Here is a 15,047-nt window from a genome sequence, read left to right as displayed (position 1 = left end):
TCAAAAAAAAGACAGTTAGAATTTATTTATTACTGTTTTGATTACTACAGAAAGATTACAATAATGAGTAATAATTAGATTACCCGCCCATACAATCTTTCTAGGCATGTTATGACTTCAATGTCGAACAACACCCAAAAGCATTTTATTGTTGAGCAGATTCCACTACCGACTTGGGTCAGTGATGAAAATGGCTTGATATTATATTGCAATGTAGAGTGTACAGAATATTGGCAGGATACTTTTTCTCCATTACCTCAGCAATGGTTAGATTTTATATCTCCTGTCGATTTAGACGAAGTCAAAAATAGATGGCTCGAGGCAATTCGCCTGCAAAAAAGAATAGAATTAAAATGTCGACTTTTACAAAGAGACAATCAATATAGATGGTGCAAACTTTCCATTCAAGCATCCAAATATCGCGGCTCTTCTTTAGCCAGCGAATGGTATGTCAGCTTTTTAGATATTGATCACGATATTCAAGAGCAACAAAACCTGCAAAAGAATATTGAAATACAAAATCAAATGTTAGACATCAGTGTAGATTGCATTAAAGTATTAAATGTAGACGGCACCGTTTCTCATATGAATAAATCAGGATGCCTCGCTCTAGGTGTTCCTGTCGATGAAACAAAATTTGGGATGAAATGGCTTGAGCTATTGCCACCTCATATTCGTAAACGTGGACGTGTCGCTTTAAAAAAAGCCCTTCAAGGCAAAGTTGCCAGATTCGCTGGAATGAGTTGTTTACCAGATCAGGACCCCGAATATTGGGATAATATGTTGACCCCGATTCATCGGGAAAATGGTGAAATCATACAAATACTGTGTGTATCACGTAACGTCACTCAACAGCATCTGGCAGAAAACCAACTTAGAAATATGAGTGAAAGAGATGAACTGACTGGATTATGTAATCGGCGTTCATTTAAATTTCAGCTTAAACGGACTCTTGCATATTCAAAAGATAGCCAAACAAGTGTAGGTTTACTATTAATTGACCTTGATCATTTTAAGCATATTAATGACACATTAGGGCATAGCGCAGGCGACCATCTTTTAAAAGTTTTATCCAAACGTTTTAGTCATTGTGTTGATGATGAAAGATGCTTTGTCGCAAGACTGGGTGGAGATGAATTTGCGGTTATTATTAATAACCTTAAATCTGAAAGTGATGTGCGTGACTTAGCCGCAATCTTACTTCAGCAGCTGAATCAACCTATTACCTATTTAGGCAATGTTCTAAATGGTGGTATGAGTATTGGTTGTGCGATTTATCCTCAAGATGCCATCGACCAATCAGGTTTACTCAGTTGTGCAGATATGGCATTGCATGATTTAAAAGCACGTGGTCGTGGTGGTATTCGCATGTATGACCCATGCATGATGCAAATAACCGAAACAGTCGCTTCTCAGCTTAATTTAGCACGTCAGCTTATTCGTCATCATACTATTCAGCCCTACTATCAACCTAAAGTAGATTTAAAAACTCATCGTGTTGTAGGTTTTGAAGCGTTATTACGATGGCATACAACTTCCGCTCAAAGAGGCTATCCTTCTCAAATTGCAGAAGCTTTTAAAGATTATAATTTAGCGAGTAAAATCGGTGAAACGATGCAACATCAAGTTTTACGCGACATCGCAAAATGGATAGATCTTGGTATTAAACCCCTTCCTGTTTCACTCAATGCTGCTCCAGTTGAGTTTTTAAGAGACAACTATGCTGAACGGCTTTTGAAAAAGATCAATCAATTTCAAATTCCAACACATTATATTGAAGTAGAAGTCACTGAACACATGCTGGGTGATCGAGGTTCAGAATATGTGATCCGTGCCCTTAATAAATTAAAACAACATGGCGTACATATTGCTCTAGATGACTTTGGTACAGGTTTCTCATCGCTCACCCATATTCGTGACTATCCAATTGATAGTTTAAAAGTAGATTGTAGTTTTATACAAAAGATGCAACATGACCCATCAATTTATGCGATTGTTCAAGCAATTGGATTACTCGCTCCAAATTTATCACTGGGGCTCATTGCAGAAGGAATTGAAACCCCTGAACAAGAAGAACTACTGCGACAATTTGGATATAGTATAGGCCAAGGATTCTTGTTTGAATCTGCTATAGATGCCAATCAAGTCATTTCAATACTTAAGCAGAATCAACCTTACTTAGAAAGTCATTATCATGCTTTAAGATAAAATTTATAATAAAATCTCTCATCTTTCTCCATACTAAAAATAAACAATAATCTTTCAAAAATTGTTCATAATATAAGCATAAAGATAATAAATCGGTGTTTTGGCACCATACATTGTCACAGGACAATAAGGAGCAATATATGAGTTATCACCATATCTTGGTTCCAGTCGATGGTTCTCCTACTTCACTCATTGCTGTCAATCATGCAGCAACACTTGCTAAGGCCTTTGGTAGTAAAGTGACTCTAGTATATGCGCTTACTATAGATCCTTTTATTTCTGTAGAATTCATTGATAGTACAGAATTAGCACAGGATTACTTTAATAAAGCTAGAGCATCTATTCAGGGTATTTTAGACCAAGCGAAAGAACAATTTAGCCAACATGGAATTTCTGTTGAAACAAAAATTGTTGAGGGTCAAACAATTCACACAGAAATTATTAAAGCCGCCACTGAACTCAAAGCAGACCTATTAGTGATTGGTTCTCATGGTCGAAAAGGGTTTAAAAAGTTCTTCTTAGGAAGTGTGACTCAAGCTCTTTTAGGAGAAATTCATTTACCGGTATTAGTCGTAACTGAATAATTTTTCTTAAGTTAACAAAACCGATCTTATGTAGATCGGTTTTTTAATGGCCTGTGTTACTGAGCTTTATATGTAAATTTAATCAAAGACCCAGGGTTTTCTAGTGTATTCGTTACAGAGCCATCATCTTTTTGGACATTTCCGGCAGTATCAGTCAACACGTATAAAACATTTCCATCTGGACTAGCAATCACGTCACGATAACGGTTGTTGCTCTTAAACATTGGTACCGCATCATCATAAGTCGCACTATACGTTGGATCTAACTTAATACGGAAAATAACTCCGCGTTTTAAAGATGGAACCAACAATGTATTTTCCCAACCAGCAATTGCTTTTTTGCCGCCCTTATAGACATAAGCAGATGACGGCGCAACGGTTGGCCAGCAAATGTAGGTCATATCCCCACACGTTGGGTCATTATAGTTATAGGTATCCTGCACGGTATATAAAGTTTTTAACGGCGGTACAAAGTTTTTACCAGTCCATTCAGATTCTTTCGTCACAGGTACACCTGCAGCTACTTTTACTCCGTTTTGCCCTAAATCTTTAATTTGTGACTTATTGGTTGCTGCCGAATAATTTGCATAGGCATAACCACTGTCATCTTTGTAACCCGCTACATTTGGCCAACCATAGTTACCACCTTTAACTATGAGGTTAATTTCATCGTCAGAGTTTGGACCTTGTTCAGATTGCAACAATTTACCATTTGGAGTAAATGCTAAGCCCTGTGGATTACGATGTCCGAGCGTATAAATATGGCTAACCACCCCGTTAAAACTTGGATTATCTTTTGGAATACTTCCATCAAGATTTAAGCGTAGTACTTTACCCATATAGGTATGATAGTCTTTGCCATTCAACTCTTGTTGAGTCGGCGTATGTTGTGCCTGATTTGGCAAGAATAAATAAGCAAGCTGGTTACGCCCTTGGTCACCAATCGTATAGTAAATCTTTTGGTCTGGACCAATAACAAGACGACCTGATTGATGGTCTTTCGATGAAGGTAATCCTGCTAATAAATCGACTGGCTTCTCAAGCGTATCAGTTGACTTGTTATAGGTATATCGACGAATAATCGTTTGATTCGGTAGTTCTTTATCTGTAGATTTCGGATTTTTAAATGTACCTGAAATATAGATATAAGGATTATTTTTAAAATCAGGATGGAAAGCAAAGCCTAATAAACCATTTTGTCCATCAGCATCATTTACAATCTCAGGCACCTGAAAAACTGTTTTTACACTGCCCGACTCTGGATTCACTCTTAGAATCTTACCTGTTGCGCGCTCTGTTAACCAAATTTGATTATCAGGTCCCCACAACAAAGCATGTGGCTTATTTAAATTAGATAGAATAACTTTCTTGTCAAAGTTTTCTGATTTCGCTTTAGCAAATTGAGATGGAGTTAGAGGAACATCAGCAAATGCTGAGAGTGTAACTAGCTGAGCAGCGCCTAATAAAGCAATTTTAGCCAATAAATGTTTATTCATGTGTCCACCTTATAAATTGTCAAAATTTTCCGAGAATTTTTAAACCTCTAATAAAGGGTTTGTACGAGTTCTCTATATGATTTGTATTATGATGAATAACGAATCTATTAAAATCTAAATTTCTGAAAGGCTCTGTTGCATAAAAGTAGCTATCAAAAATGAACAAACTCTCTTTAAGATGAGCAACTTAACTATACGATTTATCTATTCAATTCATTTTATATCTGAAACTTTTTTGAAATGGCCATTATTTAAATAAATATTTATTAACGAAGTAATTGATAGTTAAAAATTAATACTCAAAGAGACAATTCTAATTATAAAAATATACATCACTAAAGACTAAAAGTTAGAAGCTGTAATTGAGAGCTATTTTTACAACGAAGGTGTCTTATGTGTGCAAACTTTAAACCTATTAAGAAAATACATGCCAATCAATTAGAGTTATTTGAACCCACTTTTGAATATAAGATGGATATTTTCCCAAGTGATGATTGCCCACTCATTTTATCGAATGAAAATGAGCTTGAGTGGAGAAAAGCTAAATTTGGAATGCTTCCCCCTTATGCCAAAGAAATTGCTTTCAAATATGCAACTTATAATGCCAGAACAGAGACAGTACAACAAAAGCGCTCTTTTAAACATGCTTGGTTAAATGACCAATTTGCGCTTATTCCTGTTGAAGCCATTTATGAACCTAAATATATCAATGGAAAAGCACATTGGTATGGTATTTTCCGGCAAGATGGGCAACCTTTTACACTGGCTGCGATCTTTGAGGAAACACTTATTGATGAACAGAAAGTGAGGTCAATGTCGCTATTAACAATCAATGCTGATCATCACCCTTTTATGAAACAATTTCATAAACCGGATGATGAAAAACGCTCAGTTATTGTAATACCAGACGATCTTAGAAATGATTGGTTCAACTGCACTCATTCTGAAGCAAAAGACTTTTTCTTAGATATGCCTGCGAATGAATTTGCCTCAATGCCAAAAGCTGAAATGAAGAATTATGATTAAATCGGTTTAGTCGACTTAGGTTAGTCAGCCTTAAAAACTTATGCTATTCTTCGGGCACTTTTAAATGCCTCAAATCCTCTATACCTATGACCCTTACGCCACCTTAAGTTTATTTACCCTTATCCATTGTAAATAACTCATCACTGTTTAGTGATGTGGTGTAATCGCTTGTGTTGGTATATCACATCACTAGCCTTTCAAAATTTAGAACTTAGGCTATTTCTCATGTTATCGAATGTCCGAGAACAATGGTTCTCTAATGTCCGCGCAGATATTCTTTCCGGTCTTGTTGTGGGTCTTGCTTTAATTCCAGAAGCAATTGCATTTTCAATTATTGCGGGTGTAGATCCCAAAGTCGGTTTATATGCATCCTTTTGTATTGCCGTTATTATTTCTTTCGTAGGCGGTCGTCCCGCTATGATTTCGGCAGCTACAGGCGCAATGGCTTTGGTTATGACAACGCTCGTAAAGGACCATGGGCTTCAGTACCTATTTGCAGCAACAGTATTAACTGGCGTCATACAGATTTTGGCAGGATATTTCAAACTCGCCAAACTCATGCGTTTTGTTTCTAAATCGGTGGTTATTGGATTCGTGAATGCTCTCGCCATACTTATCTTTATGGCTCAATTACCAGAATTGGTAAATGTGACGTGGCATGTCTACTTATTAGTAGCAATCGGCTTAGGAATTATTTATCTATTCCCCTATATTCCAAAAATTGGAAAGTTCTTTCCCTCACCTCTTATTTGTATTGTAGTGGTCACATTACTCGCTATTTTTTTAGGTTTTGATGTTCGAACAGTGGGTGATATGGGATCATTACCAGATACGTTACCTATATTTCTAATTCCGAATATTCCTTTAAATTTAGAAACCCTCCTTATTATTCTTCCATACTCGTTAGCCCTTGCCGCAGTTGGCTTACTTGAATCAATGATGACTGCAACAATCGTTGATGAAATGACAGATACATCTAGTGATAAATTTCAAGAATGTAAAGGTCAAGGTATCGCAAATATTGCTTCAGGTTTCATGGGCGGCATGGCTGGTTGTGCCATGATTGGTCAATCAATGATTAATGTAAAATCGGGTGGTCGCACTCGTTTATCCACTTTCTGCGCAGGCATATTCTTACTTATTTTAGTTGTATTTTTAAGTGATTGGTTAAAGGTGATTCCTATGGCTGCTCTGGTTGCGGTCATGATTATGGTATCGATCAGTACTTTTGAGTGGAACTCTCTCACTCAATTTAAAAATAATCCTAAAAGTAGTAATGTCGTAATGATCGCTACCGTTATTGTAGTGGTTGCTACCCATAACTTAGCGCTAGGTGTGTTGACTGGTGTATTACTTTCAGCACTTTTCTTAGCAAATAAACTTGAAAATGATATTCGTATTGAAACTTCATTCGAGGGTCAAGCTCGTCTATACGAATTAAGAGGTCAAATATTTTTTAGTTCATCTGAAAAATTTATGCAAAGTTTTAACTTTAAAGAAGAAATTAAAGAGGTCATTATTGATCTTACCCACTCTCATATTTGGGATGTGACTTCAGTTGCTATGCTAGATTCAGTAGTAAATAAATTTCAAAAGAACGGTATTCAGGTAACGGTTCGCGGTTTAAATGAAGCCAGTTCAATCATGATTGATAAATATGGTACTCATGCAAAAATCTGAAAAAAGGTCCTTCGGGACCTTTTCCAATTTCAAGACATACTTCTTATTAAGGTGATTTATATAACAATCGATTTGGGCTACCAGAAGGATTTTTTACCACATTACTACTTGCTTGATTTAAAAGATTAGTTGAGATTGTCTGAGGTGTTGCTGTAGGTGTACTCAACATTTCATAAAAAATCTCCATATTTTTACTTCAGACATCGTTGTTATGATCAGTACAGTCTTTATATTTACAGGTTAAAATTTTTTAGAAAGGAATTTTTATTATATTCCCCATGGATTATAACCAAGTCATATTTTTATAAAACTTGAGTCTATACAATACTTTTATCTTTTTCTATTAAAAGTGAGAACCAATTCAAATAAATTAAAAAATCGAAGATTATTTTACTCTATTAATAATTTAGATTAGCTGGGATGTATAATGTAAAAATATATAATCATTAAAAACAATATAAATGTAGAAATAATGAGGTATGTTCCAATGGTGTTAAAACTTCTTAAAAATTTCCAGATATCCATAAATAAAATATAAAACAGTAAGTTATATAAATTTTTGCAAATTTCAATCCTAGCTTCAACCAAAATAAATTTACAATTTTTTTAACTATACATATTCAGTATTAAAAATGTAAAGATATATTACTCAAGTATCTATTACTTACCGATTCTATAAATTTTTAAATGATCTTAAATATATAGACAAATACTAAAATTAATAAAATCTATCATTTTTTAATTTTAATTCTGGCAACTCAACCGTACATCCTGCTAAATGATGTCTACAGTTAACACTATATTCAATAAATCCACCTTTAATAAAGTAATTACAATGCCCATACATAATTATGAGCTGATCAAAAGTTGGTTTTTCCAAATTATTATTAAAAGTCCATTGGTTACCATTAGAAAAAGGATAATGTACAGGAATATAGTGAAGATACCCGCAACCTGGACACATATGTTTATACATGCCACCTTCAAAATATTGTACTTTCATAAAGGCTCCTTTATAAATAAAAAACCAACTCATGAGAGCCGACTAAATCAATTACTTTCAAATGCTATATATATTATTTAATTATTCTTATAACTTTTATTTTCTTATAATTTATCAAGCCTATATGACAAATTCATGAATGATAAGTCAGCTTATATTTTAATTAATCTACTTATTAAATGATAATTCGAGTTAAATCATGAAAAAATCCTAATTTATTTCTTATTTATGACAGGTCTATCTTATTCATTCATATTAATCTTTGGATAGATATTATAGCTATATTACCCTTTATCTTATTGTTTTTAAAAGTCAAATAAAAAAGTCCGCATCTTGGGAAGCTACGGACTTAAAAACTCAACTAAACAACAGCTAAACAATTTATTGTCTAGTGAGAAAGCACTATCTTTTTAATCTAATTAAGTTCCACTGTTAGGTCAACAACAATAAATAATTTCTATAAAAAAACAGGTTAAGATGTGATTCACCTCACACTTTATCTTTCTATAAAATTAATTACTCATACAATCACATTGCATATATTGTAATTCGACTGCTTAAACTAATATCGACTTAAAATAGTGTTCTAAAATAGAGTAATGATTAATTTTAGGAATAAGCTTAAAAGAAACAAAATCCTGATCTTGCTCTTTTTTAATATCAAAATAATTTTGGCTTTGCCATTTCAGCTCTTCGAGCTCAAGTTCACCACAGAAAATTGAACATGGAATAGTGACTCGATCACTGTGATGAATAGGACTATATTTTAAGATATCTTCACTTGAAAGATTGAGAGCATAGTTTAAATGAGTGCTTTGTATAGGCCTTAAGTCATAAATTCCACTTAACAACACCATCTCAGATATGAGTGGATGGCCTAATGACAAAGCAGCCAGATGCGCCCCTGCTGAATGCCCCACCAGAACCATCTCATCGGTTCTCCAGTCTTGCTCTCGAATAAAATCGAGAGCTTGATTAACTTGAGAAACAATATCTGAAATTTTGCTTTGTGGGGCTAGATCATATTCTAGAAGAACACACTGGGCTCCTTTTGCTAGAACATACGGTACGATTAATGCAAAATCTGATTTATCACACCATTGCCAATAGCCACCATGAATAAAAATAACAGTCTTTTTGGTTTGGTCTAATGGGAATAAATCTAAAGTTGACCTTGGGTGCGTCCCATATTGAATATCTGCAATATGAATAAACTCTTGGTAGCTCAGTAAACTTGTCCGTTGAAATTCTGCCAATAGCTCATGTTCATTAGCCACAGTTCTAGCATTGCCATAGAGTCTCATAGGTCTCTCACTTCAACGATTCTTCATGAGCATTTAAAGCAAGCTTGGCTGATGATCGTTTTAAATAATAGAAAACAGTAAGCACAACAACTAATGGAACTCCAAATTGTAAAGTTGACTTAAACTCATTGGTAAACCATGTGGTGACTGTGATACTTAAAATTGCGATTAACCCCAACAGTGAAATTAACTGGCTTGCTGGAACCTTAAACTTTAATTGATGGCCTTGTTGTGCCATTTTTTTCCTAAAAAACATATGGGTAATGAAAATACTGCCCCAAGTGAACAATGCACCAAACATAGATAAAGCAATCATGATCGGAAAAGCAGAAGCTGGATTAATCGTATAAACAATACTCGCGATCCCAATACCGACCGCTGACAATAGCAACGCGTTGATTGGTACGCCATTATGACTAATGCGACCAAATAATTTCGGTGCATCACCTGCGCGTGACAAGCTAAATAGCATACGTGTTGAGATATACAACATACTATTCATGGCGGATAGGGCTGCGACAATTACAATAAAATTTAAAATACTGTCCGCATATGGAATACCTACAATTTTCATTACCATCACAAAAGGACTGGTCGCATCGGCTCCAATTAAAGTTGTCCATGGAACAAGCGCCACAATGAGAAATAAAGACAGTAAATAAAATAGGATTAAGCGAATTGCAGTACTTTTAAAAGCTTTCTTAACGGCTCTTTCCGGATCTTTAGCCTCACCAGCCGCAACAGCGATCATTTCTATACTTAAATAACTAAATATTGAAATGATTACTCCGATCCAGACTCCACTAAAACCATGAGGAAAAAAGCCACCATGCTCGGTTAAATTAGAGAGAACCTGTTCTGTTCCTCCATGACTTTGAGTCAAAATACCAATTGCTAAAAGAATAAATACAATAATTGCAAAGACTTTTATTGTCGAAAACCAATATTCAACCAATCCAAAAGCTTTAACGCTATATGCATTAACCACAAGCAAAGTCAGCGAGAAAAAAGCGATCCAGACCCAAGAGCCTACATCTGGAAACCATAATTTCATATAGTCAGCAACTGCTGTAATTTCTGTACCGACCGCTAATACAATACATGCCCAATAACAATAACGGACTAAAAACCCAGCAAGAGGACTTACATAATGCTCAGTATATGCTCCAAATGAGCCTGACGTAGGATGTTGAACTGTCATCTCAGCCAAACAAGCCATAATAGCAAATGCAATTAAGCCGCCAATGGCATAGCTCACGATGACAGCTGGTCCAGCAAAGCTAATTGCAAACTTGCTTCCCATGAACAGTCCTGTACCAATCGCTCCACCAATTGCAATCATTCCCATCTGTTTTGCGGATAATTTCTTATGTAAACCCGCTTCTCGATTTTGTATTTCATCAAAACTGCTCATAGGCCCTCCTAGCCATTCTTCTGATATTAACCGTTAACGATCAGGTCACTTCGCTACGCACCAGATAACGCTCATTTTTCCATTCACTATTCAACATAATCTGCTTAAGTTGCTGTACGGCATTCCAAATATCTTCGAAACCTAAATATAGAGGTGTAATTCCAAAACGTAATACTTCCGGCTCTCGGTAATCCCCAATCACACCACGGGCAATAAGCGCCTGAATAATTTCATAACCAAACTCATGTCTATAACTGACATGGCTGCCACGATATTTATGGTTTAAAGGTGTAATCAGCTCAAAACCAAACTGAGGACATTCTTGTTGAACAAGTTGAATAAACAAATCAGTTAATTTGAGAGATTTCTCGCGTATTTGTTGCATATCAGCTTGTAAGAAAATATCGATACCACATTCGATTAGACTCATCGAAATGATAGGTTGTGTTCCACACAAATAACGACGAATACTGTTAGCTGGTTCATAGTGCTGAGCCATATCAAATGGTTTTTTGTGCCCCCACCAGCCTGATAAAGGTTGCCAGAACTGATCACGATGCTTTCGATTTATCCATAACAATGCTGGAGAACCTGGGCCGCCATTTAAATATTTATAAGTACAACCAATCGCAAAATCACTGTTGCTCTGATTAAGATCCATAGGCACCGCACCAACTGAGTGACATAAATCCCAAATAATCAAAGCATCTTTAGCGTGAATTTGTTGATTAATAGACTCCATATCATAGAAATATCCAGTCCGATAATTCACATGAGAAAGAACAACGACAGCCACATTTTTTGCCAAAACACGAGACAAATCATCGGCTCCATCAATTAACTCAACTTGATAACCTTGATTAATCAAGTCTATAAAGCCTTCAATAATATAAATATCGGTTGGGAAGGCATCTTTTTCCGCAACAATAATTTTACGTTCCGGAAATTTTTCGGCTTGAATTTTTACCGCTGCTGATAAAACTTTAAATAAATTTAAGGTCGTTGAATCTGAAATAACCACTTCCCCTTTTTCGGCACCAATAAGCTGTGCGACTTTATCTCCGAGCCTAGTCGGTAGCCCCCACCAATCTGCTTTATTCCAACTATTAATGAGGTCCTCGCCCCACTCTTTTGAAATAATATGCTGAGCAACCTCTAATGATTTCTTTGGTCTTGCACCTAAAGAATTACCATCTAAATAAATGACATTTTTTGGCAGTGCAAATTCATCTTTAAACTTTTTGAGCTCATCTTCCTGATCCCAATAGAGGCATTGTTCGCGAGTAATCATTTGTTATTTCACCTATTTTCAACATTTCCTATGTATTTGAATTTTATCACGCCAATTCTTTCGATTTATTCGATAATATTTGATTAAAATTTGCTATTTTCGTATAAAATTCGAATTAAAATTAAAAAACATGGATGAAATTCGAAAATGAATGTAGATGCAATAGACCTAAAAATCCTGAAGTATTTACAAGATAATGCTCGGTTAAGTAACCAAGAACTGGCCGATCTCGTTAACCTTTCGGCTTCAGCTTGTCATCGGCGTGTTAAAATTTTAGAAAGCAATGGTGTAATTGAAAAATATCAAGCGAAAGTTAACTATGAAAAACTAGGAATAAAAATTGAGGCAATCGTCGAAATAAAACTTGCCCAGCTAACAGAAAATGATCACAACTTCTTTTTAAGTCAGATCAAAAATTTTGATGAAGTCATTAATGCATATATTATTACTGGTGAATCTAATTATGTTTTACACGTTGCGACCAAAGATTTGAGTTCTTTTTCTCATTTCGTCATTAACACCTTAAATAAAATAAAAGGTGTAGTGAGCATCAATTCCAAGATCATTTTACAGAAGATTGTGCAAAAACCACTTTGACCCCTCATTTTTAATTAAAGAGTCATCTCATGATCGAAACAAAGCGTTTAATTTTAAGACAGTGGAAAGAAAGTGATTTTGAGCCATTTATAACAATGGGCTTAGATCAAGATGTTATGCAATTTTTCCCAAATCTTTTAACACCCCAAGAAAGCCTTAATTTAATCCAAAAAATTTCATCTCTCATTCATGAAAATGGTTGGGGCTTTTGGGCAGTAGAATTAAAAGAAACCCATCAATTTATCGGATTTATTGGTCTACACAGCCAACCTGAACAATTTGACTTCTCTCCATGTGTGGAAATTGGGTGGCGACTTGCAAAAGAATTTTGGAAACAAGGTTATGCAACAGAAGGAGCAAAAGCAGTTTTAGATTATGGTTTTAATATACTGAATTTAGATAAGATCGTTTCATTTACCGCTACAATTAATACACCCTCTCAAGCTGTCATGAAAAAACTTGGAATGCAAAAAGTTAAAAACTTCGAACATCCTAAAGTTCCTCTTCATCACGAATTAAGAGAACATGTGTTATATGAAATCACGAATGCTTACTCATCAAAGTCATAACCGACAGAGGTTGAACATTCCCAATATTCATGAAGCTTATCTGCTATTTCTTCTTTTTCCATAGTAGTAAGCACATAAAAAAGTTTAGCCTCTTTATTCTTTCTTAGAATTAATAAATTGTAATAATCATACTCAGGTCCATTCAGCCCTAAGTTAAGCTGTGACTCACAATGTTTTTCTGCTTTGTAGTGCCACTCAAGTTTATAAGTATCAAGGCCATCGGCAGCATTGATTACGATACCGTCATTGGTTCCACCAATAAATCCAATTTTCATTGCTTTCTCTAAATTCTTATATGAATAATTTTAAATATAACTTTAAATAAGTATCCTTCAATTTATAAAATGTTTGTCAATACGTATCCTATGTAAGCAAACTTAATCCTAGGGGCTAAAAATCTTAAATAAATTTTAAATATTTTTAATTTAAAGGAGGAATTTTCTACTAAAACTGCTTCATTATTATTTTTTGTTTTACCAAATTCCACGTTATAATTTCAAACCATTTATCTTTCCTATCCGTCCTATGAAGCTATGTAAATTTTAGAAAATTATTGGATGGAGTTTTAAATTAGTTTGAGTATTTATAAGTTTATTTAATTTATGATTTTAAAAGGATATATGGTAAATGTGTCTTAAAAATTTTGCTATGAATGATTTTGGAGATATTTAAAAAAATGTCTAAAATCATAATGTTTGACATGGATGGTACACTCTTAGATCTCGCTTTTGATGATTTCATATGGAATGAATGTCTTCCTGAACGACATGCAAAAATACATCAACTTCCCCTCTCCAAGAGCAAAGAAAAGCTATATCAATTTTATCAATCACATCGCCATACGCTTGTTTGGTATTCATCAACCTATTGGACTAAAACTGTAGGCGTTGATGTACTCAAATTACAACAAGAATTTCAATCTAAGATTCAAGCTCGTTCTGGCTGTATTGAGCTTTTGCAACAACTTAAAGAGCAAGGATACATGTGTTGGCTAGTGACGAATGCTGACCGCGCGAGCTTACGCTTAAAACTCGATAATATTGCGATTGAACATTTCTTCGATGTCATCATATCAAGTGAACAAGTAGGTTATGCCAAAGAAGATATTAATTTTTGGCAAGAACTCCAAAGATTACATCCATTCAATCCAGATGAAACGATTTTTATTGATGATACGGCTCCCGTATTAAAGACAGCAGAAAAATTTGGTATTCAACACTTGTTTACTATCTCGCAGCCCTCAAGTCTAAAGGATATAAAACAGCATCAAGATTTAGAATTTAAAGCACTAGATCGACTTACAGAATTGCTGTCTATATTGAATGAAATTGATAGAAAGGATAATGATGTCAAAATTGCCTGAAAACGATGCTGTAGAGACCATGCGTGTCGACAAATGGTTATGGGTTGCTCGTTTTTTTAAAACTCGTTCAATTGCTAAAGGAGCGATTGAGGGAGGTAAAGTACATCACAATAATGAGCGTGTAAAAGTTTCCAAAGAAATTCGAGTTGGAATGGAACTTGTTATTCAGCAAGGGTTTGATAAGAAAACTATTGTGATAAAAGCTCTTTCGAACACACGTGGTCCAGCTCCAATCGCACAGCAACTTTATGAAGAAACCGAAGTAAGTATTGCTAGACGGGAGTTGATTGCATCCCAACGAAAATTGCATAATCTAGCTCGACCTGACCATAGACCGGGTAAAAAGGATCGTCGTCAAATTATTCGGTTTAAACAGGAGAATGATCAAAATTGGTCATACGGTGATGAATAAAAACGTCGAGTTGTGTCGCACACACACATACAACACATAGAAGCTATAGAAAAAATCTGTCACTATTACCCTAGTGAAACAAGTTGAGATTCAATGCATC

15 protein-coding genes and 1 pseudogene are annotated in these 15,047 nt (G+C 35.0%); 8 read left to right on the top strand and 8 right to left on the bottom strand.

What is annotated here, in order from left to right; translation table 11 throughout:
- Positions 1-111 precede the first annotated feature (111 nt).
- Together QLG01_RS12045 and QLG01_RS12040 are read left to right on the top strand one after the other, a co-directional pair.
- Positions 112-2,208, top strand: coding sequence for an EAL domain-containing protein (locus QLG01_RS12045; protein ID WP_282496523.1), 2,097 nt, complete (start codon positions 112-114; stop codon positions 2,206-2,208).
- Between the two features lie 140 nt (positions 2,209-2,348).
- On the top strand, positions 2,349-2,792 hold the full coding sequence (locus QLG01_RS12040; RefSeq protein ID WP_004791904.1) for a universal stress protein: 444 nt from the start codon (positions 2,349-2,351) through the stop codon (positions 2,790-2,792).
- Positions 2,793-2,848: 56 nt separating this feature from the next.
- Here QLG01_RS12040 and QLG01_RS12035 read toward each other — a convergent pair whose 3' ends face one another.
- Positions 2,849-4,288, bottom strand: a complete 1,440-nt coding sequence (locus tag QLG01_RS12035; RefSeq protein ID WP_192835707.1) for a glucose/sorbosone family PQQ-dependent dehydrogenase — start codon at positions 4,286-4,288, stop codon at positions 2,849-2,851.
- Positions 4,289-4,681: 393 nt separating this feature from the next.
- Between QLG01_RS12035 and QLG01_RS12030 the strand changes: the two genes are divergently transcribed.
- Together QLG01_RS12030 and QLG01_RS12025 are read left to right on the top strand one after the other, a co-directional pair.
- On the top strand, positions 4,682-5,314 hold the full coding sequence (locus tag QLG01_RS12030; protein ID WP_192834556.1) for an SOS response-associated peptidase family protein: 633 nt from the start codon (positions 4,682-4,684) through the stop codon (positions 5,312-5,314).
- A gap of 225 nt (positions 5,315-5,539) precedes the next feature.
- Complete coding sequence (locus QLG01_RS12025; protein WP_282496522.1) at positions 5,540-6,994, top strand: SulP family inorganic anion transporter; 1,455 nt, start codon at positions 5,540-5,542, stop codon at positions 6,992-6,994.
- 46 nt (positions 6,995-7,040) lie between these two features.
- Here QLG01_RS12025 and QLG01_RS12020 read toward each other — a convergent pair.
- From QLG01_RS12020 to kynU, 6 genes and pseudogenes are all read right to left on the bottom strand, one after another.
- Positions 7,041-7,157: pseudogene (locus tag QLG01_RS12020) on the bottom strand (peptidase, S8/S53 domain protein); the annotation flags it as partial.
- Positions 7,158-7,405: 248 nt separating this feature from the next.
- Positions 7,406-7,519 (bottom strand): hypothetical protein, encoded by a 114-nt coding sequence (locus QLG01_RS12015; protein WP_225623321.1) that lies wholly within the window; start codon positions 7,517-7,519, stop codon positions 7,406-7,408.
- Between the two features lie 193 nt (positions 7,520-7,712).
- Entirely contained in the window at positions 7,713-7,997 is a 285-nt protein-coding gene (locus tag QLG01_RS12010; RefSeq protein ID WP_111854118.1) for a DUF6527 family protein, read from the bottom strand.
- A gap of 557 nt (positions 7,998-8,554) precedes the next feature.
- Complete coding sequence (locus QLG01_RS12005) at positions 8,555-9,301, bottom strand: alpha/beta hydrolase (RefSeq protein WP_282496521.1); 747 nt, start codon at positions 9,299-9,301, stop codon at positions 8,555-8,557.
- 7 nt (positions 9,302-9,308) lie between these two features.
- A complete protein-coding gene (locus tag QLG01_RS12000; RefSeq protein WP_282496520.1) occupies positions 9,309-10,715 on the bottom strand; it encodes an amino acid permease in 1,407 nt (468 codons plus the stop codon).
- A 40-nt stretch (positions 10,716-10,755) separates the two neighbouring features.
- Entirely contained in the window at positions 10,756-12,006 is a 1,251-nt protein-coding gene (kynU, locus tag QLG01_RS11995) for a kynureninase (protein ID WP_282496519.1), read from the bottom strand.
- 147 nt (positions 12,007-12,153) lie between these two features.
- Between kynU and gigD the strand changes: the two genes are divergently transcribed.
- Positions 12,154-12,603 (top strand): Lrp/AsnC family transcriptional regulator GigD, encoded by a 450-nt coding sequence (gigD, locus tag QLG01_RS11990; RefSeq protein WP_004791887.1) that lies wholly within the window; start codon positions 12,154-12,156, stop codon positions 12,601-12,603.
- Positions 12,604-12,632: 29 nt separating this feature from the next.
- Entirely contained in the window at positions 12,633-13,172 is a 540-nt protein-coding gene (locus QLG01_RS11985) for a GNAT family N-acetyltransferase (protein ID WP_282496518.1), read from the top strand.
- On the opposite strand, the gene QLG01_RS11980 is transcribed toward QLG01_RS11985, so the two are convergent.
- Complete coding sequence (locus QLG01_RS11980; RefSeq protein ID WP_151768749.1) at positions 13,154-13,447, bottom strand: hypothetical protein; 294 nt, start codon at positions 13,445-13,447, stop codon at positions 13,154-13,156. The two genes, QLG01_RS11985 and QLG01_RS11980, sit on opposite strands and share 19 nt — an antisense overlap.
- A gap of 401 nt (positions 13,448-13,848) precedes the next feature.
- Here QLG01_RS11980 and QLG01_RS11975 point away from each other — a divergent pair, with 401 nt between their 5' ends.
- Together QLG01_RS11975 and QLG01_RS11970 are read left to right on the top strand one after the other, a co-directional pair.
- The gene (locus QLG01_RS11975; RefSeq protein WP_151989163.1) at positions 13,849-14,535 is read left to right on the top strand and encodes an HAD-IA family hydrolase; all 687 of its coding nucleotides are present in this window, start codon (positions 13,849-13,851) and stop codon (positions 14,533-14,535) included.
- A complete protein-coding gene (locus QLG01_RS11970) occupies positions 14,519-14,947 on the top strand; it encodes a S4 domain-containing protein (RefSeq protein ID WP_282496517.1) in 429 nt (142 codons plus the stop codon). Before QLG01_RS11975 ends, QLG01_RS11970 begins: the two co-directional genes overlap by 17 nt.
- Positions 14,948-15,047 lie beyond the last annotated feature (100 nt).

Source organism: Acinetobacter sp. V89_4 (assembly GCF_029967875.1).
Lineage (GTDB): Bacteria > Pseudomonadota > Gammaproteobacteria > Pseudomonadales > Moraxellaceae > Acinetobacter > Acinetobacter oleivorans.
The sequence above is the reverse complement of the archived record's forward strand: the minus strand, read 5'-3'. Positions and strand labels throughout refer to the sequence as shown.